A 25,619-nucleotide genomic window follows, 5' to 3' on the forward strand; every position below is an offset into this window, starting at 1 on the left:
TAAAGATAGAAAAAATAGAAGTGCTGTAGAAGATAAGTGGCGGTGACACAGGAGAACAATTAGAGGGTGATGTATCAAAAGTATAAAATCAATGTTTCAAAAACATAAGTATGAATTTTATTTAACACTAATGAGTTGTTAAATATTTGAATATCAGCATTTTGATTGTTGTTGATAATTTGTATGTTTTTGAAACAAATTTGATGTTAATGACCTGTGGTTTTAGGCAACTTACACTCCACAACCAATAATAAACTCTTTATGAAAAAACATTCCGTCCTGGCTTGGTCCATGGTCGTAGCCCTTGGTGGCTTTCTGTTCGGATTTGATACTGCTGTGATTTCTGGTGCAGAGAAATCAATTCAGCAATTCTGGAATCTTTCTGCTTTTGCCCACGGTCTTACTATCTCTATTGCACTTATAGGAACTGTTATTGGTTCTCTGATTGGTTCGAAACCTTCAGATCATTTTGGGAGAAAAAATACTTTATACTTTGTTGCGGCAGCTTATCTGCTTTCTTCGCTGGGAACTGCCTTAGCAGATAACTGGCATGTGTTTTTGGCATTTAGGTTTCTGGGAGGATTGGGAGTAGGGATCTCTTCAGTTACTGCACCCATATATATATCGGAAGTTTCTCCCGCAGACCGCAGAGGCAGACTGGTAGGCTTGTTCCAGTTCAATGTCGTACTTGGAATCCTGATCTCTTATCTTTCAAACTATCTTTTAAGCCAGGGAGGAGAAGCATCGTGGAGATGGATGCTTGGTGTGCAGGCGTTCCCTTCAATTGTATTTTTGGTGTTGATTTATTTTATTCCGGAAAGTCCCCGCTGGTTAATCCTTAAAAGAGGGGCTACAGAAAGGGCGCTGGAGATTCTCAGGATTATCAACCCGCTGAACTGTAAGGAAGAGCTCGCTTCAATCCAGAAATCCGGTTTAGACATGCAGCAAAATAAATCATCAGATGGGCTTTTTTCCGGTAAGTATAATAAACCAGTTATCCTCGCCGTATTGTTTGCCTTTTTCAACCAGGTTTCGGGCATTAATGCCATTATTTACTATGCGCCAAGAATATTTGAAATGGCCGGTCTGGGTGCGCATTCTTCGCTTCTTTCCACGGTAGGTATTGGTATGGTCAATTTCATCTTTACACTTCTGGCTATTAATATCATAGATAAAGTGGGCAGAAAAACACTAATGTTCATTGGGTCTGTCGGGCTTATTGTTTCATTGGCTCTTATTGCATTTACGTTTCTGGGCACGAAATCCAGTGGCTTTCAGATTCCAGTATATGTGATGCTTTTTATTGCTTTTTTTGCTTTTTCGCAAGGTGCCGTTATCTGGGTCTTCATTTCGGAGATCTTTCCAAACCAGGTACGCGCAAAAGGACAGACTCTGGGAAGCTCTACGCATTGGGTCATGGCAGCGTTGATTGCATTCTGCTTTCCTTATCTGGCAGAATCTTTTGGCGGCGCTAATATCTTTTTCTTCTTCTGTGCGATGATGGTATTACAGTTAATATTTGTCTGGAGAATGATGCCTGAAACAAAGGGTCAGTCTTTGGAGCAGATAGAAACTGGAATTGTAATGCATTAACAACTAAACCAAACAATTAAACCAAATTATAAATCTTATGAGAATATTTTACCTCACCTGGCTCTTTGTCCTGGTGGCGATTGGCTTGGCATTGGGCCAGACCAGGGCTATCAGCGGAGTCGTTACCGATAGTGAGTCTGTTCCTCTGGAAGCAGTCACCGTTGTTGTAGCCGGTACACAGAAAATTGTCAGAACCGATGCTAATGGAGCATTCAGAATCGAAGTTGCTGCCGGGCAGTCTTTACGGTTCATTTATATCGGTGCCGATCCATTGATCTACCAGATAAATGCAGAATCTGCCAATTTAAAGATCAAATTAGGTATTTCGATCAACAAGCTCAACGAAGTCGTTGTAACCGGTTACCAAAAAGAACGCAAGAAAGATATAACCGGTGCAGTAAACGTTGTTGATGTTGCCAAAATAAAGGATATTCCATCCGGAAATGCAGTGAAGTCGCTTCAAGGCCGGGTACCTGGCGTACTGATTACAACAGATGGTTCACCAACCGGGCAGGCAACCGTCAGAATTCGTGGAATTGGTACTTTAGGTAATAATGATCCATTGTATGTCATAGATGGTGTTCCAACCAAAAATGGTATGGAACAGCTCAATCAAAGCGATATAGAATCTATCCAGGTGCTTAAAGATGCATCATCAGCCACCATATATGGTTCTAGAGCTGCTAATGGAGTAATTATTATTACGACAAAAAAGGCAAAGAAGGGCTACTCGAAGGTCGATTTTAATGCATCTGCTTCCATCCAGAATTATGCGACGAAATTAAAAACCCTGAATGCAGAAGAAAGGGGAAGAGCTTACTGGCAAGCCTCTATCAATGATAAGGTCAATCCTAATAATAATCAGATCTATCAATATGATTGGAACAATAATTTTAACAACCCGGTATTAAACAGCGTAATTTTTCCAGAATATATTGATGCTGCTAAAACTATGAAGTCTGCAGATACGCACTGGTTTGATGAAATTTCCCAAAACTCAATCATTCAGTCTTATGATGCCACAGTTTCCAATGGCGGAGAAAAAGGAAACAGCCTTTTTTCAATTGGTTATTATGATAACAAGGGTATTGTCAGGAAATCAAGAAGCCAGAAATATACCGCCAGATTTAATTCTGATTACAATTACCTGGATAACAAACTGAAAATTGGTGAGAATTTTTCGGTCAGCTACATTAAAAATGCACTTATTCCATCGAGTGACATTCTTTTTGCCTCGCTTGTTCAACAGCCTGTTGTTCCTGTACATACTGTAACAGGTGGTTGGGGAGGTCCTGCTGCGGGTATGACCGATAGACAGAATCCTGTAAGGCTAATTGAGGACAATACACAGAATAGCTTCAACTTCTTCAGACTTTTCGGAAATGCATATGCAGATTATCAGCTCATCCCTGGTTTAAACTTCAGAACCAATTTTGGAGTAGATTATAACGGTACTTACCAGAGGTTACTTAAAAAATCCTATACTTCTGGCTTTTTATCTGATCCGGCTAACCAGGTGAGCAATTCTCAAGCCTACCAGGGTAATGTGATCTGGCAGAATACCTTAAATTATAAGGTTACCCATGAAAAACATAATATTGAAGTTTTGCTTGGTCAGGAATACATTAAAAACATTAACCAGGAATTTTCTGCAAGCAGACAAGGCCTTGCACTTGAAACTATTGATTATGCCTATCTCAATGCAGGCACAACGAATACGCTGAATGGTGGAAGTGGTGCAGGAAACAGGTTATTGTCCTATTTTGGAAAAGCCAATTACAGTTATAACGATAGATACATTGCGTCTGTTACCTTAAGAAGAGATGGGTCTTCGCGTTTCGGTAAAGAAAACCGTTATGGCATATTTCCTGCATTCTCGATGGGCTGGAGATTGAGTGAGGAGAAATTTATAAAGGATCTTGGTCTGTTCTCTGATCTGAAACTCAGATATGGCTGGGGCCGTTCAGGAAATCAGGAAATACCAAATAATGCAACGCTTTCCCTGTATTCAGCTATTTATGGTACCGATCCGACATGGGATTTTGATCGTGGGACTGCATATGATATTAAAGGAGCAGGTACTGGTCAGCTTCCTTCCGGCTTTACTTCAATCCAGCAAGGGAACGACAAGCTGAAATGGGAATCACTGAGAGAGTCTAATTTTGGCGTTGACTTTGGCCTTTGGAACAATAAGGTTACAGGTTCAATTGATTATTTTATCAAAAAAACATCAGATATCCTGATCAGTCCGTCTTATCTGGCTGTACTTGGTGACGGTGGTAACAGCTATAGCAACGGGGCTTCATTGCAAAATAAGGGGCTTGATGCTATCATTACCTATGAAGATAAAATTGGAAGTGACTTCAGTTTCAATCTGACTGGCAATTTTTCTCTCTATAGAAATAAGGTAACTTATTTACCAAAGGATATTTTAGCTTCCTATCCGGGAAATGGTACAGATAAAAATGTGCTTGGAAGGCCCATCAATTCCTACTTTGGTTATGTCGCAGATGGGTTGTTTACCTCTCAGGCAGAAGTGGACGCCTATGCCAGTCAGCCGGGAAAAGGATTGGGGCGAATCAAATATAAGGATCTGAATGGCGATGGCGTAATTAATGATCTGGACCGGGATTTCATTGGCAGTAACAGTCCTAAATTCACTTACGGTTTAAACGTGTCACTTACCTATAAAAACTTTGACATGAGTTTTTTCTTTCAGGCGGTAAACGTAGAGGTGATGAACGAGTTTAAGACCTATACTGATTTTTCTTCGTTATGGACCGGAACCAACTGGGGAAGCAGAACGCTTGATGCCTGGACGCCAGCTAATCCAAATTCTACTATACCTGCTTTAACGCTGGTAGACCGTAATAATGAGGGCAGATCTTCAACTTACTTCATTGAGAACGGTTCCTATCTGAAGTTGAGAAATCTTCAGATTGGTTTTAATCTGAAAAAGGCGCTGAATATGAAAATACAGAATCTCAGGGTATATATTCAGGGCAGTAATTTATTGACTATTAAAAGCAAGTCATTTACAGGAACGGACCCGGAAATTCCAAATTACGGATTTCCTGTACCCATTGTTGGAACCATTGGCTTAAATATCACATTATAAAATCTTAGCTATAAAGAAGATGAAGAAAATATTCTACCTATTTGTTTTTTCCTGCATGATACTTTCTTCATGTGAAAAAGCACTGGACGAACCAGCACAAGGTGTGGTTTCAGGAGAGGATCTCAATACTCCTGAAAATATTGATAAAATGGTGATAGCGGCCTATTCCGCTCTTGGCAATGACCATTATACCTCACCCTATTCTAGTATGTGGCCTTATGGAAGTGTACGCGGTGGCGATACTTACAAAGGTGGTGATGGCCCCGGAGATCTTTCTGAGTTCCATTTGTTCGAAACCTTTTCATTGAACAGACCGGATAATGCACTTCTTGATCAATTATGGTTCAGGTTGTATATCGGCGTTGGAAGAGCAAATGATGCCCTGATAAAAATGGATGCCGTGGCCGAAAGTGCTTATCCGAATAAAGTACAACGTCAGGCAGAACTACGATTTTTAAGGGGACATTTTTATTTCCTGTTGAAGATTCTTTTTAAATACGTACCTTATATTGACCAGAATACAAAAAAAGCTGACTATGCAACCATCTCGAATAAGGCATTGAGCAATGATGCCCTCTGGACCAAAATTGCTGACGACTTCAGAGCTGCGGCAAATGACCTGCCTGTGGATCAGGGAGATCAGGGAAGAGTAAGCAAAAATGCAGCAAAGGCCTATTTGGCGAAAGTTCTGTTGTATCAGGCTTATGTACAGGGGGAGAATAATGGCGTGAGTGGAATTGATGCTGCTAAATTAAATGAGGTGAATACACTGTGTGATGAGGTCATTGCTTCTGGTAAATTCAGCTTGAATACTGATTATGCCAGCAATTTTCTGTCAGCAGGTGACAATAAACCGGAATCTGTATTTGCTATTCAGTATTCAAAAGATGATGGCACACCAAAAGGCAGGTTAGATTATGGGCATGCTTTGAACTATCCAATGAATCAGGAATACGGATGTTGTGGTTTTAATATTCCAAGTCATGATTTGATTAATGCCTTTAAAACAGATCCCAATGGATTGCCGTTGTTCACTACTTACAATAATACAGATGCTGCTGCGGCTTTGGATTTTCAAACCAGCTCATTTGATCCCCGTTTAGATCATACTGTTGCAAAACCAGGTGCACCGTTTAAATATAAGCCTGCTTTTGTTTTTCAGCGTTCCTGGGCACGCGCTCCTGCAATTTATGATGCCTTTGCGAGTATGAAAGAAGCTGTGCTGCCTGATGATCCATCCTTTCAAAAAGTTCCACCATTTATTGGCAGCTCTAAAAACTGGGCGGTTATCCGTTATGCAGATGTATTACTTTGGAAGGCAGAAGCACTCATAGAGCTAAACAGGCCTTTTGAAGCTGTACCACTGATCAATCAGCTTAGAAACAGGGCTAATGCAAGCACAACCCTGCTAAAAAATGCCAGCGGAAATGCAACTTCCAATTATAATATTCAGCTTTACCAACCAGGGGTGAACTGTAACTGGACACCTGATTATGCGCGACAGGCCCTGAGGTTTGAAAGAAGACTGGAATTTGCCACAGAGGGTTATCATTTCTTTGATTTGGTGAGATGGGGAATGGCTTCCCAGACAATGAATGCCTATTTCAATATTGAAAAATCAAGGGTTGCACACCTTGGTGATGCCAGATTTACAGCCGGTAGGGATGAATACTTTCCTATCCCTTTAAATCAGATTAACTTTAGCGGTGGTGTATACAAACAGAATAATGGCTGGTAGCCCGCTTTATGTTCAGAGACATTGCGCTGAACATTTAATTAATTTACATAAATCAATCTTTATTATATGAAAATCAGATATATATTACCCTTGCTATTTTTGTCCTTTGCTATAATTTCAGTTCAATCTTTAGCTCAATCTGTTCAGCAAGAAAAATACAGACCACAATTCCATTTTTCTCCAAAAGCCCACTGGATGAATGATCCTAATGGAATGGTTTATTATAATGGAATTTATCATCTTTTCTTTCAATATTATCCCAATGGTACCACATGGGGCCCAATGCATTGGGGGCACGCCACCACCGCTGATTTTTTGAATTGGGAGGAGAAACCTATCGCACTTTATCCGGATAGTCTGGGTATGATTTTTTCTGGTAGTGTCGTTGTCGATCAGCATAATACAGCAGGTTTTGGAGAGAATGCTTTTGTAGCCATATTTACGCATCATAATCAAAAGCTAGAGGATGCTAAAACAGGGTTGCACCAGTATCAAAGTATCGCATATAGTAATGATGAAGGAAAAAACTGGACAAAATACCAGGGAAACCCGGTTCTTCCAAATCCGGGTATAAGCGATTTCAGAGATCCAAAAGTGATGTGGTATGAGGCTGGGAAGAAATGGATTATGACTTTAGCTACAAAAGACCGGATAACTTTTTATTCCTCAGGGAATTTAAAGAACTGGAAAAGAGAAAGCGACTTTGGTGCAAATCTTGGGGCGCATGGAGGGGTATGGGAATGCCCTGATCTTTTTCCATTAGTGCACAATGGCAAAACTGTTTGGGTGCTTTTAGTGAGTATAAATCCAGGAGGGCCAAATGGAGGATCAGCGACTCAATATTTTACAGGTAATTTTGATGGAAATAAGTTTACCGCAGATTCAAAAGCAGAGAAATGGGTAGATTATGGAACTGATAATTATGCTGGTGTAACCTGGTCTAATACAGGTAAACGCAAAATATTTATTGGCTGGATGAATAACTGGCAATATGCAAACCTGGTACCCACAAAGAACTGGCGGGGAGCAACTACCCTTGCCAGAGATCTGGACTTAAGTGAGGTTAATGGTGACTTGTTTCTTCGTTCCGCTCCGGTAAAAGAGATTTTGCCTTTTTTTAAACCAGTTTATAAAAAAGAAGTAATTACCGTAAATAAAGAAATAACGCTGTCAAGTTATGTAAAAGATTTAAATGGAAAGATGAAACTGAATTTAAGCTTCGACAGGGGAGAAAGCGTTAAAATAATTTTAAGCAATAAAGAAACACAAAAATTGATTATTGGTTATGACAGTAGAACTAACAGTTACTACATTGACCGGACGCATGCGGGTAAATCTGATTTTGAAAAAGGTTTTGCCAAAAAGCATACGGCGTTAAGAATAGCTGATAGCAAAAATATTAAGCTTAGTTTAGTGATAGACGTTGCATCGGTAGAGCTTTTTGCCGATGAAGGATTAACGGTAATGACGGATGTATTTTTTCCAGAAAGTTTCATGAATACATTGAAAATTTCATCCGGAAGGAAGAGTGAACTCAAAAACTTTTCTATCTTAGGTATACACACAAATACTGAAAATTCATTAAAATAATAGCTATATCCTTCTCAAGAACCTGGGTAAGAAAAAAATCATGAAAATTATTGAGGACAAGACTGAGCTAAGATCTTTATGGGCTAAAATTTTTAATTTCGATTGGAAGTTTGGTTCCTTTTTAATCCTTATTAATATTAACGGGTAAAATGGGAGTATGGTGATTAATCTGATAAAAGGCATTGTACAAATTATATAATGCCTTTTTATCAGAGTAAACAGAGAAAGATTACCAGAACTTCACATACAATGCAGCTATAGGTTCATCACAACCAAATAAAAATTATTGGAATGGTGGTAATTTTAATGCCTATGCCAACGGTGCCATGAATTTTTTTGGTTTAAGTTAAAGAATTGAAGAAGCTTGTGTCTGTATAGATATCACTTACCAATTGTTATTCTGTGTAAATAATATATTAGATGACCAACTTTAAAAGTTATCTCAGAGGACATTAATAATGAAAAACCCTTTTATAAAAAAAAGGCAACGTCTGGAGCAACGTCGCCTTTAATTAAGAGATAAATCTCCTGTACACCCAATAGGATTCGAACCTATGACCTACGGTTTAGAAAACCGTTGCTCTATCCAGCTGAGCTATGGATGCATTTCCCCTTGTTAGGGACGACAAAGGTAAGATTAAAGTACTTTAAACGCAAATCTATTTTAAAATAATTCTAGAATTGCATAGATTTTGAGATCTCTATTCTTTGCTGAGGATGGGATTCTGCATAAGAAAGAACCATATTTAAAATATAATCATTTGACGTATAAGGAACTATACAGGATTTTAGATTTTCCAGATCAGTGATGTCACTAGCAAAAGAAATATAGCCCATCCCATAAAACTTACCCTCTTCCACCCATAAACAGCTCTTTTCTTCTTTATTTCTACCCGAATCTATCAAAGCAAAGGAGGGAAGTGCTACTTTTAAATGAGTGATTGCGTCATTAACCCTTGTATTGTAGTCGGCCGGATCTTCTATTCCCAGGCAAGCTCCATGACAATTTCCTTTCTCGTGGGCAGTACAGGCTAGTCTGTTCTTCTGAATAAAGCATAACTTTTCACATAAAGTATGTTCGTTAATCATTCCCCGTAACATACTCTGTCCAGACAACAAACTATTAAAAGTATATAAAGCATGGCTGTTTTTCCTATACTTATCAATTCCCAGACGGATATAACCTTTCTGATCTTCGAAATCATATAAAGCATATTTCTGTTCAAAGCGTTTTAAGGCTCTGTTCTTTTCTGGCCAGTGTTTCTGTATTTCTGAAGCTTCCAGGATCAGTGCCATTAACTCAGTGCCGCAAATCGTGAAATCTACCTCATGAATTTCTTTAAGGAAATCCTGCCTTTGCTGACTAGTCTTATTTCCTGAGAAATGAGAGTATACCCTTTTCTTAATATTTATAGCTTTACCAACATAGATGATCTTTCCTTTTTGATCTTTGAAATAATAAACGCCAGGCTGATCGGGTAAAGCGTCAATACCATTCTTTGATAAGTTTGGGGGCAGTACTTGTTCCTTAGAACTTTTCAATAAAGAAAGCGGAATAGTTCCTGCTTCATCTTTTTCCAATAACAGCTTAAGCAATAAAGCTGTTGCTGCGGCATCACCACCAGCACGGTGACGGTCATTTAATGGAATACCAAGCGATGCGCAGAGCTTGCCTAAACTATAAGAAGAGAGTCCTGGAACGATTTTTCTGCTCATTCTTACCGTACATAGCTTTTTAGATTGCAACACAAATCCAGACTGTGCAAGCTGATGCCTTACAAAAGAGTAATCGAAGTTTACATTGTGCGCTACAAAAATCTTATCCCTTAAGAGTTCATAAATTTGAGGTGCTACTTCTTCGAATAGGGGAGCATTACTAACCATCTCATCGCTGATACCGGTTAAGGTCTGGATATAGATCGGTATATCCTGCTGCGGGTTAATTAATGTTTCAAAGCGGTCTATGACTTTTGAACCATCATGAATCAGGATAGAGATTTCCGTGATCCCATTACCGGCGGCAAAACCACCGGTAGTTTCAATATCGACTACTGCGTATCTCAACATTTATTAAGCTATAGGTATATACAAATGTGCTAATAAATTTAGTAATACAGCAGAATATTTGAAGATTTATGCCAGAGTTGTCTCTATTTGTATGGGGTTGCTCAACATTTTATGAATAGGGCATTTATCTGCGATTTGCATTAACCTGGCTAATTCTGCCTCAGACAGGTCTCCGCCAAATTCAATTTTACGCGTAATCTTGGTTGTAGTAGACATCTCTTGCTCATTACAGATAGCCAGATGGATTTTAATGGTATCCAGAGCCATTTCTTTTCTGTCTGCATACATTCTGATCGTAATTGCGGTACAACTCCCTAAACTGGCTAAAAGTAACGCACCTGGATTCATCCCTTCATCAGTTCCGCCAACATCTGTAGGCTCGTCTGCATAAATAAAATGTCCGCCTGCATAAACTTTAGTCAGGTAATGTGAACGATCCAGTTCGGTAACTGCGGTGATTTGTTTCTTATCCATAAAGTGTTTTTGTGGTTAAATTTAAGCTTAAAATAAGCAGGAATTTAACAGAAAAATGTTGCCGGCTTAAAATTAGTTAAACATTTGATAACCATATTTGTTATGATAGACCAACTAACCAATTATGACTATGTTAAGTAATTATCTCAACTTCCAGTTTGATGTACAAGGCAAACCTGTCAGCGGTTTTTGCCTTCAGATTCAAGACGATTTTCATGAAACCTATGCAGTAATAGTGGAAGGCTACCATTCATTTTGCATCTGGCTTGATCAACCTTCTTCTACCTGGCGTTCCTCCAGATATACCAGTGTAGAACCCGGAATACTGGAAAAAATCATCAACTATCTCAACAGTCATAAATCAGCCTGATTTAAAAGGTTAGTGAAAAAATAAGTAAGCTACAAACACAGCTGCAATGATTCCGGCTAAATCAGCAATTAAGCCAAATGGAATAGCATATCGTGTACGCTTAATACCCACGGAACCAAAATACAGCGCTACAATATAAAAAGTAGTATCAGCTGAACCATTAAAAACACAAGCTAAACGGCCTACAAATGAATCAGGGCCAAAAGTCTTCATCGTATCTACCATCATTGCTTTTGCACCACTTCCGCTCAGTGGTTTGATCAGTGCTGTCGGCAGGGCAGGAGTAAAGTCCGTATTGACCCCCAGGTGTACAAAACACCAGGTAAAACCATCAACGATATAGCCCAGTACTCCAGAATTTCTTAATACGCCAATTGCAACCAGCATTCCTACTAAATAAGGAATAATTGTAATACAAGTGGTGAAACCATTTTTGGCGCCCTCAATAAAGGCATCATATACATTTACCTTTTTACGGACAGCGCCCAGAATAAAAGCAATAATAATAGAGAAAAGGATGAAATTAGATGCGACCCTGGAAACGACCTCAATCTGTTCTTTAGTAAGGTAGTTCGTGAAATAATAGATCATTCCTACCAGAAACACAGTAATACCGCCTAACCAGGAAATGACCACAGTGTTGAACAGGTTAATCTTTTGCTTAATTGCAACGGCTACCAAGCCAACCAAAGTGGCTACATAAGTAGCAATCATACATGGAATAAATATATCCGCAGGATCTGCAGCTCCCAAAATCGCTCTCTGGGCCATAATACTTAGTGGAATCAGGGTAAGACCTGAGGTATGCAATACCAAAAACATAATCTGCGCATTGCTTGCAGTATCCTTATCAGGATTAATTTCCTGTAAACTTTGCATGGCCTTTAAACCAAAAGGTGTAGCGGCATTGTCCAGTCCGAGTAAATTGGCAGAGAAATTCATCACCATGTGTCCTGTAGCAGGATGGTTTTTCGGTACTTCAGGGAAGATCCGGCTAAAGAAAGGGCCGATAATACGGGACAGGAAATTGATTGCTCCGGCTTTTTCACCGATATTCATAATGCCCAGCCACAAGGTCATTATACCTACCAATGGCAGCGCAATATCCATCACACCCACCTTTGCAGATTCAAATGTACCATCTACAATCAGTTTGAATATTTCTGTGTCACCGAAAAAGATTAATCTGATCAGTGCAACAACGAATGCGATAAGAAAAAACGCAATCCATAGATAATTTAATGCCATATTTTAGTTTGAAGCTATGAAAGTAAAAAAAAAGGATCTGTATTCATCAGAATACAGATCCTTTTTTATAATCAAAACGAATAATTTGAGTTAAGGCTTCTCGTCGGTCAGCTCAAAACCCCATGTTTTACCTTTTTCTGTAGCTGGAATTCCACCAGTCATCCAAACTGGTGCTTTAGCACCTTTCAGGTAATAATCAAAAAACTGCTGTTCGCGGATTTGAATATCTTTTCTGTTTTGACGAAGTACTAAGTTATGTGCTTCATTGTTGTAATTTAATAACCATGCTGGTTTACCTAATCTTTTCAAACCAGTAAACATTTCAATTCCCTGGTACCATGGTACGGCTCCATCTGCATCATTAGACATGATTACTACCGGAGTAGTCACCTTTGGCAAAGAGAAAAGTGGTGAGTTCTCAATATACAATTCTGGTTTTTCCCATAACGATGCACCAATTCTGCTTTGTTGTTTCTCATATTGGAATTGTCTGTTCATTCCAGACTCCCAGCGGATACCGCCATAAGCAGAGGTCATGTTAACTACAGGTGCACCAGCCCATGCAGCAGCATACATATTTGTAGCTGTAATTAAGTGTGCAACCTGGTAGCCACCCCAGCTTTGACCCTGGATACCGATTTTCGTTCCATCAACCCAGCTATTCTTTTTCAATGATTCTACACCTGAATTGATATATTCTTCAGCAGATTTTCCCGGGTATCCTTTTTCATAACTAATATCTGGTGCGAATACCAAATAACCATTACTCACAAAGAATGAAATATTCAATCTTGATGGAGTAGGGGCAGGAGCCTGGTAATTGTAAAGTCCGTCAGTTAGTTTCTCATAGAAATAAGCGATCATCGGGTATTTTTTAGCCGGGTCAAAATTCTCCGGTTTATATAAAATACCTTCTGCTTTATATCCTTTTGGCGTAGTCCATTTAACCAACTCTGCCGTTCCCCAGTTATAATTCTGTTGCTGCGGATTGGTGTTGCTTAATTTAGTTTCAGTTTTTAAATCAGTAGAAACGTAAACATTAGGGGAAGCTGTATAGCTTGCTTTGTCATAAATAAAACGTTCAGCCGATTTTGCTTTAACTAATGGGGAGTATTTGAACTTAGCCATGACTACCAGCTCAGGGCTTTTAGTATCTCCGGCTTTAGTTTTATAGAATCCTTTTTCTTTAGTGATGTTGTTATAAGCGCTCAACCACATATCATCTTTTTTGCTGATGAACTGTGCAGTTGTATCTAGTTTTTCATAACGGAAAGTAATACCACTTTGTCTTCCAAATCCATTAGTCATGTTTTTTGGAGCGGATTTTCCATCTGGTGTAAAGCTCCAGATATCATATTTATCGTAAATTAAAATTTGCTTATCTTCTTCAGTCCATCCTGCAAGACCATAAACTCTTGGATCATCCGGTACGTCGTTATCTTCGTCAGCGAACTTTACAGTAGTGTTGGTATTTAATGCAGTTGTTTTTCCAGTAACTACAGTATAAGTAGACCAAATACCTGTTTTATTGTTATAGAAAAGTACATAATTTCCACCTGGAGAAACAGAAGCCTGACCATCTAAACCTGATATGACTTTCTTTTTTGTACCAGTTTTAGTGTCAACCAGGTAATAATCTCTAAGCGTTGAACCTGTCCATTGTGCTTGTAAACGATTTCCATAATCAGTAGAAGCTAAAACAAAATTAGCATCACCTTCTTTAACGATGCTTGCCTCGGGAAGTTTAACGTCTGTTAAAGGAACAATTTTAGGATCGCTGCTAAAGATGTCGATGACAGAAAGATAACTTCTCTTAGCCTCTTTATCTGCGTTTTTTAGCTGAATAGGTTGCAGATAATCATCTTTATAACCCCAGATGTCTAGTTTAGCATGTTCAAAATCTACCAGTGTTGTATCTTTTTCTTTTTTAACAGGAGCGATGCCGAAAAACAACTTGTTTCCGTCTTTACTGAAAGTCAGTTTTCCGTCTCCGCTAACAGACCATTTAGCAGGCATACCGTCAATTTCATAATCTACTAAAGCTTGTGCAGTGTCCAGTGTAAGCGTATTAAAGTAAATGCTGTAATCTTTGATCTCTTTTTTCTCCGGAGAAGTTTCGCCTAAAAAGGCTACTTGCTCACTTGCTTCATCGAAAATGAAACTCTTGAAATTTCCTTTAGCACTAACCAGCGTTTTAACAGTTCCTTTTTCAGTATTTAATAAAAATACGCCAGGTTTTGCTGTTTTATCTTTTTTGGATCCAACGCAGTTATAAATCAGTTGTTTACCATTTTTACTGAATTCATATTCAGTAACGTATTTAAAAGTTCTTTCGGTACCGGTTAACAGATTTCTTAAAACCAGGTCAGAACCAGCTTTATTAGCTGCGTCCTTTTTCTCATCTTTTGCTAAGAAATCATTTGCTCCGTCTTCTTTTTCTTCAGCAGCAGACTTCGCTTTCTTAGTGGTATCTAAAAGAGCTTCTTTCTGATAAGCCAGGTAATTTCCTGCGTTTGCAGGTATTTTGAATGATTTTATTCTCGGTACTTTAAGAATAGCAGCAGTATTCAGGTTAACAAAGCCTAAAGAGTCTTTAGTCATTTCATCTGCTTTTTTCTTTTTAATCTTTTCCTGGCGTGTAGTCGCAAATAAGGGCTTAATTAAAAAAGCGGCAAACTTTGAGTCTGCACTAAACATTAGTCTTTCGCCTCTTGGTACATGTATTTTAGTTGTATTCGTCAGGTTATTCAGGTACAGGTTGGCATCGCCTTCTTGTTTAACGATGGAATAAGCAGCCCATTGCCCGTTGTCTGATAACTGTTTAACGCCGACATTTTCCCATGAATCATAAACCGTATGGTCTAATGGTTTTTTCTGGGCGAAGGCAGCGCTCGCAAAGAATAAGAGAAGAAGAGTAAGGTTTTTCTGCATAATTGGGGGGTTGGGATTTAAATTCAGCCTTAAAAATTGTAATTTTTTACCAATATATGCCATTTGTATATTAAATTTTACATAATTCCTAAACAATAAGGCATTGCTAAAAGGTATTAAAACAGAAATGGCCACCTTTCTTAGAGAAAAGCGGCCATTTACTGAGATCTTTTGAATACTTATTTATTCTTTTTTTCCTGTGTTTTAACTTGTTGTTGCTGACGCATGTAATCGTCTAAACGAGTCTGGAACTTAGATTTTTTCTTTTGTTCTTCAGGTTTCTTTTTGTTCTCCTTCAGAATATTGTGAATTTTCTCATCGTTAACCATTGACTTGATCAGGAACTGCTGACCAAAGGTTAGCATGTTCGCCAGGAAGTAATAGTAGTTCAAACCAGCAGGGTAGCTGTTCAGTACACCTAAAAATACAACTGGCATAATATAACCGATGTATTTCATTTGTCCGGTAGCACCTGATACCTGGTTATTGAAATAAGTATAAATCAAGGTAGAGATAGTCATCAATACACACATTAAACTTAAGTGGTCACCAATAAATGGAATTGTAAATCCAAATTTAATGAAGTCATCATAAGTTGAAAGGTCATGCATCCATAAGAAACTCTGTCCTCTTAATTCGAATAAATTCGGGAAGAAGAAGAAGAAGGCCATTACAATAGGTAACTGAAGCAGCATCGGTAAACAACCGCCCAGTGGATTTACACCCACCTGTTTATACAGCTTAAGATATTCCTGTTGTAATAAAGTAGCATTGTCTTCACCTACTTTGGCTTTAATCTCATCCATTTCTGGTTTTAAGATTCTCATTTTAGCCATAGAGATGTAAGACTTGTAAGTCAATGGTGATAATACAACCTTTAAGGCAATAGTTAAGACTAAGATGATCAGACCATAGTTCCAGCCAAAGCTTTCCAGGAAGTTAAACACTGGCAGTACAACAAACCTGTTGATGTATTTCAATGGCCAGTAACCCATTTCTACCAGTTTCTCAATTTCTTGTCCCTGAGCTTTCAGCACTTTGAACTGATTGGTTCCGAAATAGAACTTCATCTTGTAGTTCTGTGCATCAAGCTGGTTGAAAGGAAGGTTTACTTTTGCAGAATACCCCTTTACATGGCCTGGCTCAGTCAGAATTCTTACTGCAAGGTTAACCTTGTTAAAAGGATCAGCAGGAATCAGCACAGCTGAGAAAAAGTGTTGCTTAAAGGCAATCCACTCAATTTTAGCTTTAGCCAGACTCTCTGTTTCATCTTTAGCAATGCTCAGGTGATCAGGATTCTTTTCTACATACTTGTAATAAGGCGCAGAATATTGCTGTTCGTTTTTCAACGATTTTTCCTGTTGAAGTAATACCGTTTCCCAGTCCAGTGTGATACTATCTCTCTGAATAACCTGGTTCATCCCTTTTAAGTTGATGTTAAAACCAACATTATGAGATTTAGGCTGTAAATCATAAACAAACTCAATGTATTTATCCGCGCTGTAATTAGCGCGCATCACCATTGCGTTAGCTGTTTTTGTTGCTGTAAAATAAAGATCATTGGTTTTTACCAATTTACCGCCAACGTTTAAGGTTAAGCCGAAAATATTTTCGTCACCATCAAACAATACAACCGGTTTATCAAGGTAAGTTTTTTCACCTTTTACTTCTACAGCTTTAATTTTACCACCTTTATTAGTGAAAGTTAATTTTAAAGCTTCATTTTCTAATACGCTGGTAGTAGCCGTACCAGAAATACTGGTTCCGAAAGGACCTTTCAGCGCTGCTGAGTCTAATTGCGGAGCCGGTGCATTTTCAGCAAGAGCAGCAGGTGAATGTTTAACACCAGCTTTACTAGCGGAATCAAGAGAGATCCGCTCCCGTTCTTTCTTCATTTCAGCCTCACTTGGCTTGAAAAAATAGAAGGAACCCGCCAAAACGATCATGATCAGGAACAATCCTGTGAATGTATTTTTATCCATTATTGTTATTTAAACGCGTATTAGTTTGTTTTTTTCTTCGCATACTCCATCGCAGCGGCGACAAATTTAACAAAAAGTGGGTGAGGATTAGCAACTGTTGATTTTAATTCCGGATGAAATTGTCCACCAACGAAAAAAGGATGGTTTTTAAGCTCTACAATTTCCACTAAATGGCTGTCTGGATTAGTACCGGAAGCGATCATACCAGCTTCTTCATATTGACTTAAATAAGCACTGTTAAATTCATAACGATGTCTGTGACGCTCATTAATGTGTTGTTTACCATAAGCACCAAATGCTTTAGTTCCTTTTTTAACATCACAAGGGTAAGAACCAAGACGCATTGTACCACCTTTGGTAGTTACTGTTTTCTGATCTTCCATCATATTGATTACAGGATCAACAGTTAATTCATCAATTTCAGTTGTATTTGCTGTTTTTAAGCCCAGTACATTACGGCCAAACTCAATAACCGCACACTGCATACCTAAACAGATACCAAAGAAAGGAACGTTGTTTTCACGAACGTAACGAATAGCATCGATTTTTCCTTCAATACCACGGCTACCAAATCCTGGCGCAACTAATACACCATCCAAATGACTAAGTTTCTCTTTGGCATTTTCTGCATTAACCTCTTCAGAAGGGATATATTCTACTCTTACTTTACATTCATTTTTAGCACCTGCATGAATGAAAGCTTCAATAATTGATTTATAAGCATCCGGCAATTCAACATATTTACCTACCAGGCCAATTCTAACTTCAGAAGTTGGGTTTTTAAGCCTTCCTAAAAAGTCTTTCCAGCTTTCCATATCAGGCTCATTTTTCTGCGCCAGTTTAAGTTTGCTCAATACTGTTTTATCCAGTTGTTCCTTCATCATTAACAATGGAACGGAATAAATAGAAGAAGCATCGATAGATTCAATAACTGCGTTAACGTTTACATTACAGAACAAGGCGATCTTTTTACGGATATCCATGTTGATATGCTGTTCTGTACGGCAAACCAGGATATCTGGCTGAATACCATATTCCAATAATGCTTTAACCGAGTGTTGTGTTGGTTTTGTTTTAAGCTCACCAGCTGCTGCAAGGTAAGGGATCAGTGTTAAGTGGATCACAATTGCGTTGTTCGCGCCAGCTTCCCATTTAAATTGTCTTACGGCCTCAATGAAAGGAAGAGATTCGATATCTCCGACAGTTCCACCAAGTTCAGTAATCACGATATCATAGTCACCTGTTTCACCAAGGATACGCATATTGCGTTTAATCTCATCAGTGATATGCGGAACAACCTGAACAGTTTTTCCTAAATATTCACCCTGACGTTCCTTGTTGATTACATTCTGATAAATACGGCCTGTAGTGATATTATTAGCCTGAGAGGTAGGTACATTTAAGAAACGTTCATAATGGCCTAAATCTAAATCAGTTTCAGCACCGTCTTCAGTTACGTAGCATTCACCATGCTCATAGGGATTCAACGTTCCCGGATCAATGTTGATATACGGATCGAATTTCTGAATGGTTACACGGTAACCTCTTGCTTGTAAAAGTTTGGCCAATGAAGCGGAGATGATGCCCTTACCTAAAGAGGAAGTAACACCGCCCGTAACAAAAATATACTTAGTCATGTTTGTGAGTTTGTGAAATAAAAGGCGCTTTTAAGGGCGTTTTTATTGTTTTTGTACGGGATACAAAGCTACGGAAATATTGTGGAATTGGGAAACTAATTGTGAATCTAATCGAATAACTGTGATTGGATGGCACTATTCCTCAAAAAAAAGACCAGATAAAATACCCGGCCTTTTTCTGTTTTATATTTGGTTAGAATATGCGTAGTTAAATAAATGCTAAAACACGAGGCCGTAACACTAAGGTAAATCTAATATTAATTTTAGAAATTAGTATACACATTCACGAATATAATGAAATATAATTATAATTGACTGATTTACAGTAAGATTAATTATGTTGATTATTTTGATTTATCGTTTTAAGATGTGAATGTAGCGTCAATCGACAATTTTGAATTAAAAACCGGAGAGCGGACAATTAATTATTCCAGGCAGTTGTCATACACTAACATTGTCAGCTTATTTGCAGCATTCATAGTAGTTTTTGACCTTTTTTTCCTGTTCAGACCAGGCAATATAAACCTTGCTTTCTTTGCCTAAACGGTATTTGAAACCATTGACGCCAGTTTTTTTTAATTCTTCAAAAAAGTTTTTATCAGGTGTGTTGTTGTCAGGTTTTTCTGATTCAGTGACCGCAGGTTCAATAAAATTCTCCTCATCAAAGAAAAGAGAAAGTTCTTCTCTCATAAATTGCAGCTGCTCTTTCTTTTTTCCTAAATCCAGGCTCTCTTTATAGTTATCCAGTAGTGCTGTGGCCTTCAGAGTTTTAGTGTAAATTTGCTGACCACCTTGTTTGGTGATGGTAAAAACAAGTTCCATGTTTTTGGGCTGATCCCCGTTCAGGACAATTTTAAAAGTATCCAGTTTTGTAGTATCACTAAAGGAACGCAAAGCAATCTTTGTATGGGATGCATCGTCTTTGGAGTGAGCTGGTTCTGAGGAGTTACAAGCTGCTAAAAACAGGCCTAAAATTAAAATGGAACTATAAACGCTTTTCATGCAGAGGTATTTTCTCCCTAAGATAGGGAATTAATTGCCCTTGATCCTAATGATTTTCTCCAGATCTTCGGGCGTGTCTACGGCAAATGTCTCTAAATCAGTTACCTTTGTTTTTATTTTGTAACCATTTTCCAGCCATCTGAGTTGCTCCAGGCTTTCTGCAAGTTCGAGTGAAGAAGGCTTTAGTTGCGTGATTCTTAACAGGGTTTCAGTCGTATAACCATAAATCCCAATGTGTTTATAGAATTGAAAAGTCTTCAGCCAATCCTGCGGAGCTATATTTCTTTGGAAAGGAATAGTCTGCCTGCTAAAATATATGGCTTCCTGATTTGCATTTAATACAACTTTAGGGATATTCTGATTGAACAACTCTTCGTCTGTATATATTTTTTTGACTAATGTAGCCAGTTTTACCTGCGGATCTTCGAAGCAGGAACTCAATAAATCAATCTGAACGGGATCAATATAGGGCTCGTCTCCCTGGATATTGATGATTACATCAAAACCCGGAAAGTTTGTGGCCACCTCAGCGCAACGATCTGTGCCACTTTGATGGTCAGTCCTGGTTTTTGCATATTCACCGCTAAATCGCTTTATTTCAGTGATAATCCTTTCGTCATCTGTAGCAATGACCACCTGATCAAGACTTGCAGCGCTGCAAGCCTGTTCATAAACCCGCTGAATCATACTTTTACCGTTGATATCAATCAGCGGTTTGCCCGGAAACCGCGTTGATGCATACCGGGCAGGAATAATTCCTAGTTTAGCCATTTTAAAAAAGTCCGTGTATTTCTGCTTCTATAGCTTGTATCACTGTACCCAGATCTTCAGGGTTGTTTGTGAAATCCAATTTATCTTTATCCAGGATCAGTAATTTACCCAGAGAGTAATTCTTAATCCATGCTTCATACTTCTCGTTTAGTTTTGACAAATAATCCAGACGGATACTTGCCTCATAATCGCGTCCCCTGCGCTGGATGTTATTCACCAAAGTAGGAACCGAAGCACGCAGATAAACCAGTAAGTCTGGTGGTTTGATGAAAGAGGTGATGTTCTCAAAAATATCTCTGTAGTTCTGGTGATCTCTTGTCGTCATTAAACCCATTTCATGAAGGTTTTCTGCAAAGATATGTGCATCCTCATAAATGGTTCTGTCTTGTATTACATCGCGTTTATTGGTTTGGATATCTACGATCTGCTGAAAACGATTGTTCAGGAAATAGATTTGTAAATTGAAACTCCAGCGTTTCATATCGCTGTAGAAATCTTCCAGATATGGGTTGTTGTCTACTTCTTCGTACAAAGCTTCCCAACCATAATTTTTAGCCAACAGGCTTGTTAAAGTAGTTTTACCGGCGCCTATATTGCCAACTATTGCTATATGCATATGATTCCTCTGATGAGCTTAAATTAATCTAAATGTATTAAAATGGTTTGAAACCAATCAGTTCTCTGACATCTTTTATTGTTCTTCTTGCACTTTCTCTTGCTTTTTCTGCACCAAGATTAGCTATTTTACGCAGATAATCACTGTCTTTAGAGATTTCTTCAATACGCTCGCGGATCGGACTGTTAAAAACAATCATATCTTCAGCCAGTTGTTTTTTGAAATCGCCATAGCGGATCTGGCATTTGTTGTAAAGTTCATCAAAGTGTGCAATGGTATCCGGTGTGGAAACAATTTTCATCAGGTCAAACAAGTTTTGAATCGCTTCTGGTTTTGGCTGGTTCTCTTCTGTAGGGCCGCCATCAGATACTGCTTTTAATACTTTTTTGCGGATAATTTCCGGAGAATCAGCCAGGTAAATGCAATTTGCATCGCCTTCTGATTTTCCCATTTTTCCTTTTCCATCCAGACCAGGTACCTTAACCAGGTTCGCTGAATAGTTGAATGCAAAAGCTTCAGGGAAATAATCTGAATTATATAAACGGTTAAAACGGTTGCCAAAAGTACGGGTCATTTCCAGGTGTTGCTCCTGATCTTTACCCACAGGGACTTTAACCCCTTTGTGGATCAGAATATCTGCTGCCATTAAAGCAGGGTAGGTTAATAACCCGGCATTCACGTTGTCTGGCTGAGAGCGGACTTTATCCTTAAAAGAAGTACTTCTTTCCAGTTCGCCCATATAAGCGTTCATGTTCAGGTATAAATAAAGTTCGGTAACTTCAGGGACGTCAGATTGGATATAGATAGTTGCTGTTTCCGGATCGATGCCGCAGGCCAGGTATTCTACCAGTACATTTCTAACATAACCGTGCAGATCTCCAGGGGTAGGGTGAGTAGTTAAGGAGTGTAAATCAGCAATGAAAAAATAACAATTATACTCGTGCTGCATCTTTATAAAGTTGGCTACTGCGCCAAAATAATTGCCCAGGTGTAATTTTCCTGTTGGACGTATACCGCTTACTACTGTTTCTTTCATTTTGCTGGATTTTTTTGCTGAAACCTTTATTGATTAATGTTAATTGGCTGGTCTGATTCCTGCCAGTATAGGTTTCTGAAGGTCAAAATTAAGAAAAAACACTCATCCGAAGGTTTAATAATTGATTTTTATGTATGAACAGACTGTGTATGACCCATATAATGTTAGAAAACCTAAGTGTATTACCTGGATTGGTGCCGCTGTATTTTAGCGTGGAATATTACCTGTAAAAGCGTATTTTTGAATTCCTGTCCTAACAGGCAGAAATTGGTATTAATACGCTTTAAAAGAGATGAACATAGCTAAAGAAACGATTTATAAGGTAGCAGACCTTGCAAGAATAGAGATTGCGGAACAGGAAGTGGGAACTTTGCAGGCTGATATGAACAAAATTCTGACTTTTATGGAGAAGTTAAATGAGCTGGATACTACAGCTGTAGCGCCGCTTGTGTATATGAACCCTGAAGTGAATGTATGGAGAGAAGATGTTGTTCAGCAAGACATTACTGTAAGTGAAGGGTTGAAAAATTCTGCCTTGCACAACGAAGACTTTTTTCTTGTCCCGAAAATACTGGATAAGTAATTTCGTTTTTTGTAACAAGAGCGGGCCAGTGTTGTCTAACCTCCAAAGCTAAGAAAGCTTGTCATCGTTAAAACATAGGTACAAATGGAAAAACCATTAATAGATATCAAGGAAATAGGCCGTAAATATGTGATAGGGACTGAGGTTATCCATGCCTTGAAATCAGTTTCACTAAATATTAATAAAGGTGAATTTGTAGCCCTGATGGGGCCTTCAGGTTCAGGAAAGTCAACTTTGATGAACATCCTGGGTTGTCTGGATACACCGAGTAAAGGTGATTACATCCTGAACGGAATCAATGTAAGTCAAATGACAGATGATGCACTTGCTGAAGTAAGGAACCAGGAAATCGGATTTGTATTCCAGACTTTCAACCTGTTGCCAAGGTCTACTTCACTCGATAATGTTGCTTTGCCGCTAATCTATGCCGGTATCACGAAAAAAGAACGGGATAGAAGGGCTACAGTTGCACTGGAAAACGTTGGTTTAGGAAACCGGGTTACGCACAAGCCTAATGAACTTTCAGGTGGTCAGCGGCAGCGTGTGGCTGTTGCAAGAGCATTAATTAATAATCCTTCTATTATCCTGGCCGATGAGCCTACAGGTAACCTGGATACCAAGACTTCGGTTGAGATCATGGGTTTGCTGGAAGAAATTCATAGCAAAGGAAATACAATTATTCTGGTTACGCACGAAGAGGATATTGCTTTACATGCGCACCGGATCGTCAGAATGCGTGATGGACTGATTGAAAATGATTATTTGAATACGGATATCAAAACTGTTTCTCCACGTCTCTCTAAATTAATGGAGGCGGGTGAAGATTTTGAAAAAATGGGACATAATTAATGAAGATATATACCAAGACCGGCGATAAGGGGGAAACTTCTTTAATCGGTGGGACACGTGTCCCAAAATTCCATCTGCGTATTGAATGTTATGGTACTGTAGATGAGCTTAATTCTTACGTTGGTTTAATCCAGTGTCAGGATATTGATATTCATGCTAAACAGATACTAAAGGAAATACAGGATCGTTTATTCACCATTGGCGCCTCCCTTGCGGCAGATCCTGAAAAGTCAAGAATGAAAATCCCTGATTTGAATTTAACGGATATTACGCTGCTGGAAGCGGAAATGGACAAGATGAATGAAATTCTGCCGGAACTCAAACATTTTGTGCTGCCAGGTGGGAATACTGTGGTTTCTTATTGTCATATTGCACGTTGTATATGCAGAAGGGCAGAGCGGTTAACTGTAAATCTGGCTATGGATAGCTTTGTTGACGATAAGGTCACGATCTATCTGAACAGATTAAGCGATTATCTGTTTGTGCTGGCAAGGAAGCTTGCTTTTGATAGTAAAACAGATGAAAGTATCTGGTTACCAAGGTTATAAAATGGTGGAAAAAAAATTTGTTTTCATCAGTATTTTTAATATACTTTTGCAAAATAAATAAGAACAATAAAATAGTATAGAATATGTATTGGACATTAGAATTAGCATCGCATTTGGAAGACGCTCCATGGCCTGCAACAAAAGACGAACTTATTGATTACGGTATCAGATCAGGCGCACCTGTAGAGGTTATTGAAAACCTGCAAGCATTAGAAGATGACGGTGAGCCGTATGAAACTATTGAAGAAATATGGCCGGATTATCCGACTAAAGATGATTTCTTCTTTAATGAAGACGAATATTAGATTTATTTAAAATTTAAAGTTATTCTTAAATACGCATAATTGAAAGCTCCGTTAACGGGGCTTTCTTTTTTTTTGGAACGATGATTGTTTATGAAATGTCAGGAGTTGTCTCAACTTTTTTAATCATTTAATTAACGAACCAAAAAATTACAATTATGGGAAATTTACTTTATTTAGTTGCAGTAGTGTTAATCATTCTATGGGTAATCGGCTTTTTCTTCCATGGCTTCGGCGATGTAGGAGGTCTGATTCACGTATTATTGGTGATTGCAGTAATTGCAATTATCCTGAAAATAATCAACAGAGCTGCTTAACAGATCAACATAGCGAAAAATTGGCATAGAGGCTCCTGAGAAATCAGGAGCCTTTCTTGTTTAACAGAAAGGAAGCCAGTTCCAGATCCTGTGCATAAGTTATTTTGATATTATCACGTTCTCCTTGAAGCAGATGGATACTGAACCCTGCTCTTTCCACTACTGAAGCATCATCTGTAAATTCATTGCGGTAAGGCTGAAGATAAGCCTTTTTAAGTTGTTCAACCTGGAAAGTTTGCGGGGTTTGAATCAGGTAAAGTTCATCTCTGTTCAAAGCTTCAGAATCCTGCCCCTCGCGTTTTATTCTAACAGAATCAACAGGCTTTATGGCGGTAATTGCATTCCCTTTTTCTTCTGCTATCTGGTAAGATTGCAGGATTACTTCTGCTGAAATTAAGGGGCGAACGGCATCATGTATGGCTACCACGGCTTTCCCTTTGATTACTTTTAATCCATTTTTTACAGAATCAAAGCGTTCCTGCCCTCCTTTAATAACCTGATGCGGAACTTTGAAGTCATGTTTAGTACATAATTCTTCCCAAAACAGGTGTTGGTGGATGTTAAGGACTAAAATAATTACGGGATTTAGGACACATTGATGGAAGGCTTCCAGGGTATGCATTAAAATAGGTTTGCCGTCCAGTTCTAAAAATTGTTTTGCGACAGCTAAATTCATCCTGTTACCTTTACCGCCTGCAACAATTATAGCATAATATTTCATCTGTTTAATTTAATAAAATCCGGTGTTTGTCTGTTATTAAAGCCTTTTAGTTTCTGCTTAATCATAAGCGATTCCTAAATTTATAAATTTTTAGCAGTTTCCAGGGCAAAAAAAATAGGAGAGACC

At 38.5% G+C, this 25,619-nt stretch carries 21 protein-coding genes and 1 tRNA gene; 10 read left to right on the plus strand and 12 right to left on the minus strand.

Annotated elements, in window-relative coordinates:
• The first annotated feature begins 261 nt into the window (after positions 1-261).
• The 4 genes from HDE70_RS17120 to HDE70_RS17135 all read left to right on the plus strand — a co-directional run bounded on the left by HDE70_RS17120 (position 262) and on the right by HDE70_RS17135 (position 8,039).
• Positions 262-1,593, plus strand: a complete 1,332-nt coding sequence (locus tag HDE70_RS17120; protein WP_183891351.1) for a sugar porter family MFS transporter — start codon at positions 262-264, stop codon at positions 1,591-1,593.
• 37 nt (positions 1,594-1,630) lie between these two features.
• A complete protein-coding gene (locus HDE70_RS17125; RefSeq protein ID WP_183891352.1) occupies positions 1,631-4,711 on the plus strand; it encodes a SusC/RagA family TonB-linked outer membrane protein in 3,081 nt (1,026 codons plus the stop codon).
• A gap of 19 nt (positions 4,712-4,730) precedes the next feature.
• The gene (locus HDE70_RS17130) at positions 4,731-6,449 is read left to right on the plus strand and encodes a RagB/SusD family nutrient uptake outer membrane protein (protein ID WP_183891353.1); all 1,719 of its coding nucleotides are present in this window, start codon (positions 4,731-4,733) and stop codon (positions 6,447-6,449) included.
• Positions 6,450-6,515: 66 nt separating this feature from the next.
• Complete coding sequence (locus HDE70_RS17135) at positions 6,516-8,039, plus strand: glycoside hydrolase family 32 protein (protein ID WP_183891354.1); 1,524 nt, start codon at positions 6,516-6,518, stop codon at positions 8,037-8,039.
• Positions 8,040-8,570: 531 nt separating this feature from the next.
• Here HDE70_RS17135 and HDE70_RS17140 read toward each other — a convergent pair.
• The 3 genes from HDE70_RS17140 to HDE70_RS17150 all read right to left on the minus strand — a co-directional run bounded on the left by HDE70_RS17140 (position 8,571) and on the right by HDE70_RS17150 (position 10,580).
• A tRNA-Arg gene (locus HDE70_RS17140) sits at positions 8,571-8,644 on the minus strand.
• Positions 8,645-8,714: 70 nt separating this feature from the next.
• Positions 8,715-10,106: an exonuclease domain-containing protein gene (locus HDE70_RS17145; RefSeq protein WP_183891355.1), complete on the minus strand. Its 1,392-nt coding sequence runs from the start codon at positions 10,104-10,106 to the stop codon at positions 8,715-8,717.
• A gap of 66 nt (positions 10,107-10,172) precedes the next feature.
• Entirely contained in the window at positions 10,173-10,580 is a 408-nt protein-coding gene (locus tag HDE70_RS17150) for an OsmC family protein (RefSeq protein ID WP_183891356.1), read from the minus strand.
• A gap of 130 nt (positions 10,581-10,710) precedes the next feature.
• Between HDE70_RS17150 and HDE70_RS17155 the strand changes: the two genes are divergently transcribed.
• A complete protein-coding gene (locus HDE70_RS17155; protein ID WP_183866411.1) occupies positions 10,711-10,950 on the plus strand; it encodes a hypothetical protein in 240 nt (79 codons plus the stop codon).
• Positions 10,951-10,959: 9 nt separating this feature from the next.
• Here the strand turns inward: HDE70_RS17155 and HDE70_RS17160 are convergent, their stop codons facing one another.
• The 8 genes from HDE70_RS17160 to trpS form a co-directional block, all read right to left on the minus strand.
• Positions 10,960-12,198, minus strand: coding sequence for a nucleoside recognition domain-containing protein (locus HDE70_RS17160; protein ID WP_068396322.1), 1,239 nt, complete (start codon positions 12,196-12,198; stop codon positions 10,960-10,962).
• A 90-nt stretch (positions 12,199-12,288) separates the two neighbouring features.
• Positions 12,289-15,129 (minus strand): prolyl oligopeptidase family serine peptidase, encoded by a 2,841-nt coding sequence (locus tag HDE70_RS17165; protein WP_183891357.1) that lies wholly within the window; start codon positions 15,127-15,129, stop codon positions 12,289-12,291.
• A 179-nt stretch (positions 15,130-15,308) separates the two neighbouring features.
• Complete coding sequence (gene yidC / locus HDE70_RS17170) at positions 15,309-17,111, minus strand: membrane protein insertase YidC (RefSeq protein ID WP_183891358.1); 1,803 nt, start codon at positions 17,109-17,111, stop codon at positions 15,309-15,311.
• Between the two features lie 20 nt (positions 17,112-17,131).
• Positions 17,132-18,748: a CTP synthase gene (locus tag HDE70_RS17175; RefSeq protein ID WP_183866414.1), complete on the minus strand. Its 1,617-nt coding sequence runs from the start codon at positions 18,746-18,748 to the stop codon at positions 17,132-17,134.
• A gap of 462 nt (positions 18,749-19,210) precedes the next feature.
• A complete protein-coding gene (locus tag HDE70_RS17180) occupies positions 19,211-19,750 on the minus strand; it encodes a hypothetical protein (RefSeq protein WP_183891359.1) in 540 nt (179 codons plus the stop codon).
• A gap of 30 nt (positions 19,751-19,780) precedes the next feature.
• Positions 19,781-20,521 (minus strand): 3-deoxy-manno-octulosonate cytidylyltransferase, encoded by a 741-nt coding sequence (kdsB, locus tag HDE70_RS17185; protein WP_183891360.1) that lies wholly within the window; start codon positions 20,519-20,521, stop codon positions 19,781-19,783.
• 1 nt (position 20,522) lies between these two features.
• Positions 20,523-21,137: a deoxynucleoside kinase gene (locus HDE70_RS17190; protein ID WP_183866417.1), complete on the minus strand. Its 615-nt coding sequence runs from the start codon at positions 21,135-21,137 to the stop codon at positions 20,523-20,525.
• Between the two features lie 37 nt (positions 21,138-21,174).
• Positions 21,175-22,173, minus strand: coding sequence for a tryptophan--tRNA ligase (gene trpS, locus HDE70_RS17195; protein WP_183891361.1), 999 nt, complete (start codon positions 22,171-22,173; stop codon positions 21,175-21,177).
• A gap of 292 nt (positions 22,174-22,465) precedes the next feature.
• On the opposite strand from trpS, the gene gatC reads away from it, so the two are divergent.
• The 5 genes from gatC (at position 22,466) to HDE70_RS17220 (ending at position 24,772) form a co-directional block, all read left to right on the plus strand.
• Positions 22,466-22,756 (plus strand): Asp-tRNA(Asn)/Glu-tRNA(Gln) amidotransferase subunit GatC, encoded by a 291-nt coding sequence (gene gatC / locus HDE70_RS17200; protein ID WP_183866419.1) that lies wholly within the window; start codon positions 22,466-22,468, stop codon positions 22,754-22,756.
• 84 nt (positions 22,757-22,840) lie between these two features.
• A complete protein-coding gene (locus tag HDE70_RS17205) occupies positions 22,841-23,605 on the plus strand; it encodes an ABC transporter ATP-binding protein (RefSeq protein ID WP_068396348.1) in 765 nt (254 codons plus the stop codon).
• Positions 23,605-24,153, plus strand: coding sequence for a cob(I)yrinic acid a,c-diamide adenosyltransferase (locus tag HDE70_RS17210; protein WP_183866420.1), 549 nt, complete (start codon positions 23,605-23,607; stop codon positions 24,151-24,153). The genes HDE70_RS17205 and HDE70_RS17210 overlap by 1 nt, the downstream gene beginning before the upstream one ends.
• Before the next feature lie 83 nt (positions 24,154-24,236).
• Entirely contained in the window at positions 24,237-24,458 is a 222-nt protein-coding gene (locus HDE70_RS17215) for a DUF2795 domain-containing protein (protein WP_008240955.1), read from the plus strand.
• 155 nt (positions 24,459-24,613) lie between these two features.
• Complete coding sequence (locus HDE70_RS17220; protein ID WP_111632538.1) at positions 24,614-24,772, plus strand: lmo0937 family membrane protein; 159 nt, start codon at positions 24,614-24,616, stop codon at positions 24,770-24,772.
• Positions 24,773-24,815: 43 nt separating this feature from the next.
• On the opposite strand, the gene HDE70_RS17225 is transcribed toward HDE70_RS17220, so the two are convergent.
• Positions 24,816-25,493, minus strand: coding sequence for a 2-C-methyl-D-erythritol 4-phosphate cytidylyltransferase (locus HDE70_RS17225; protein ID WP_183891362.1), 678 nt, complete (start codon positions 25,491-25,493; stop codon positions 24,816-24,818).
• Between the last annotated feature and the right edge of the window lie 126 nt (positions 25,494-25,619).

The sequence above is a fragment of the Pedobacter cryoconitis genome (genome assembly GCF_014200595.1).
Taxonomy (GTDB): Bacteria; Bacteroidota; Bacteroidia; order Sphingobacteriales; family Sphingobacteriaceae; genus Pedobacter; species Pedobacter cryoconitis_C.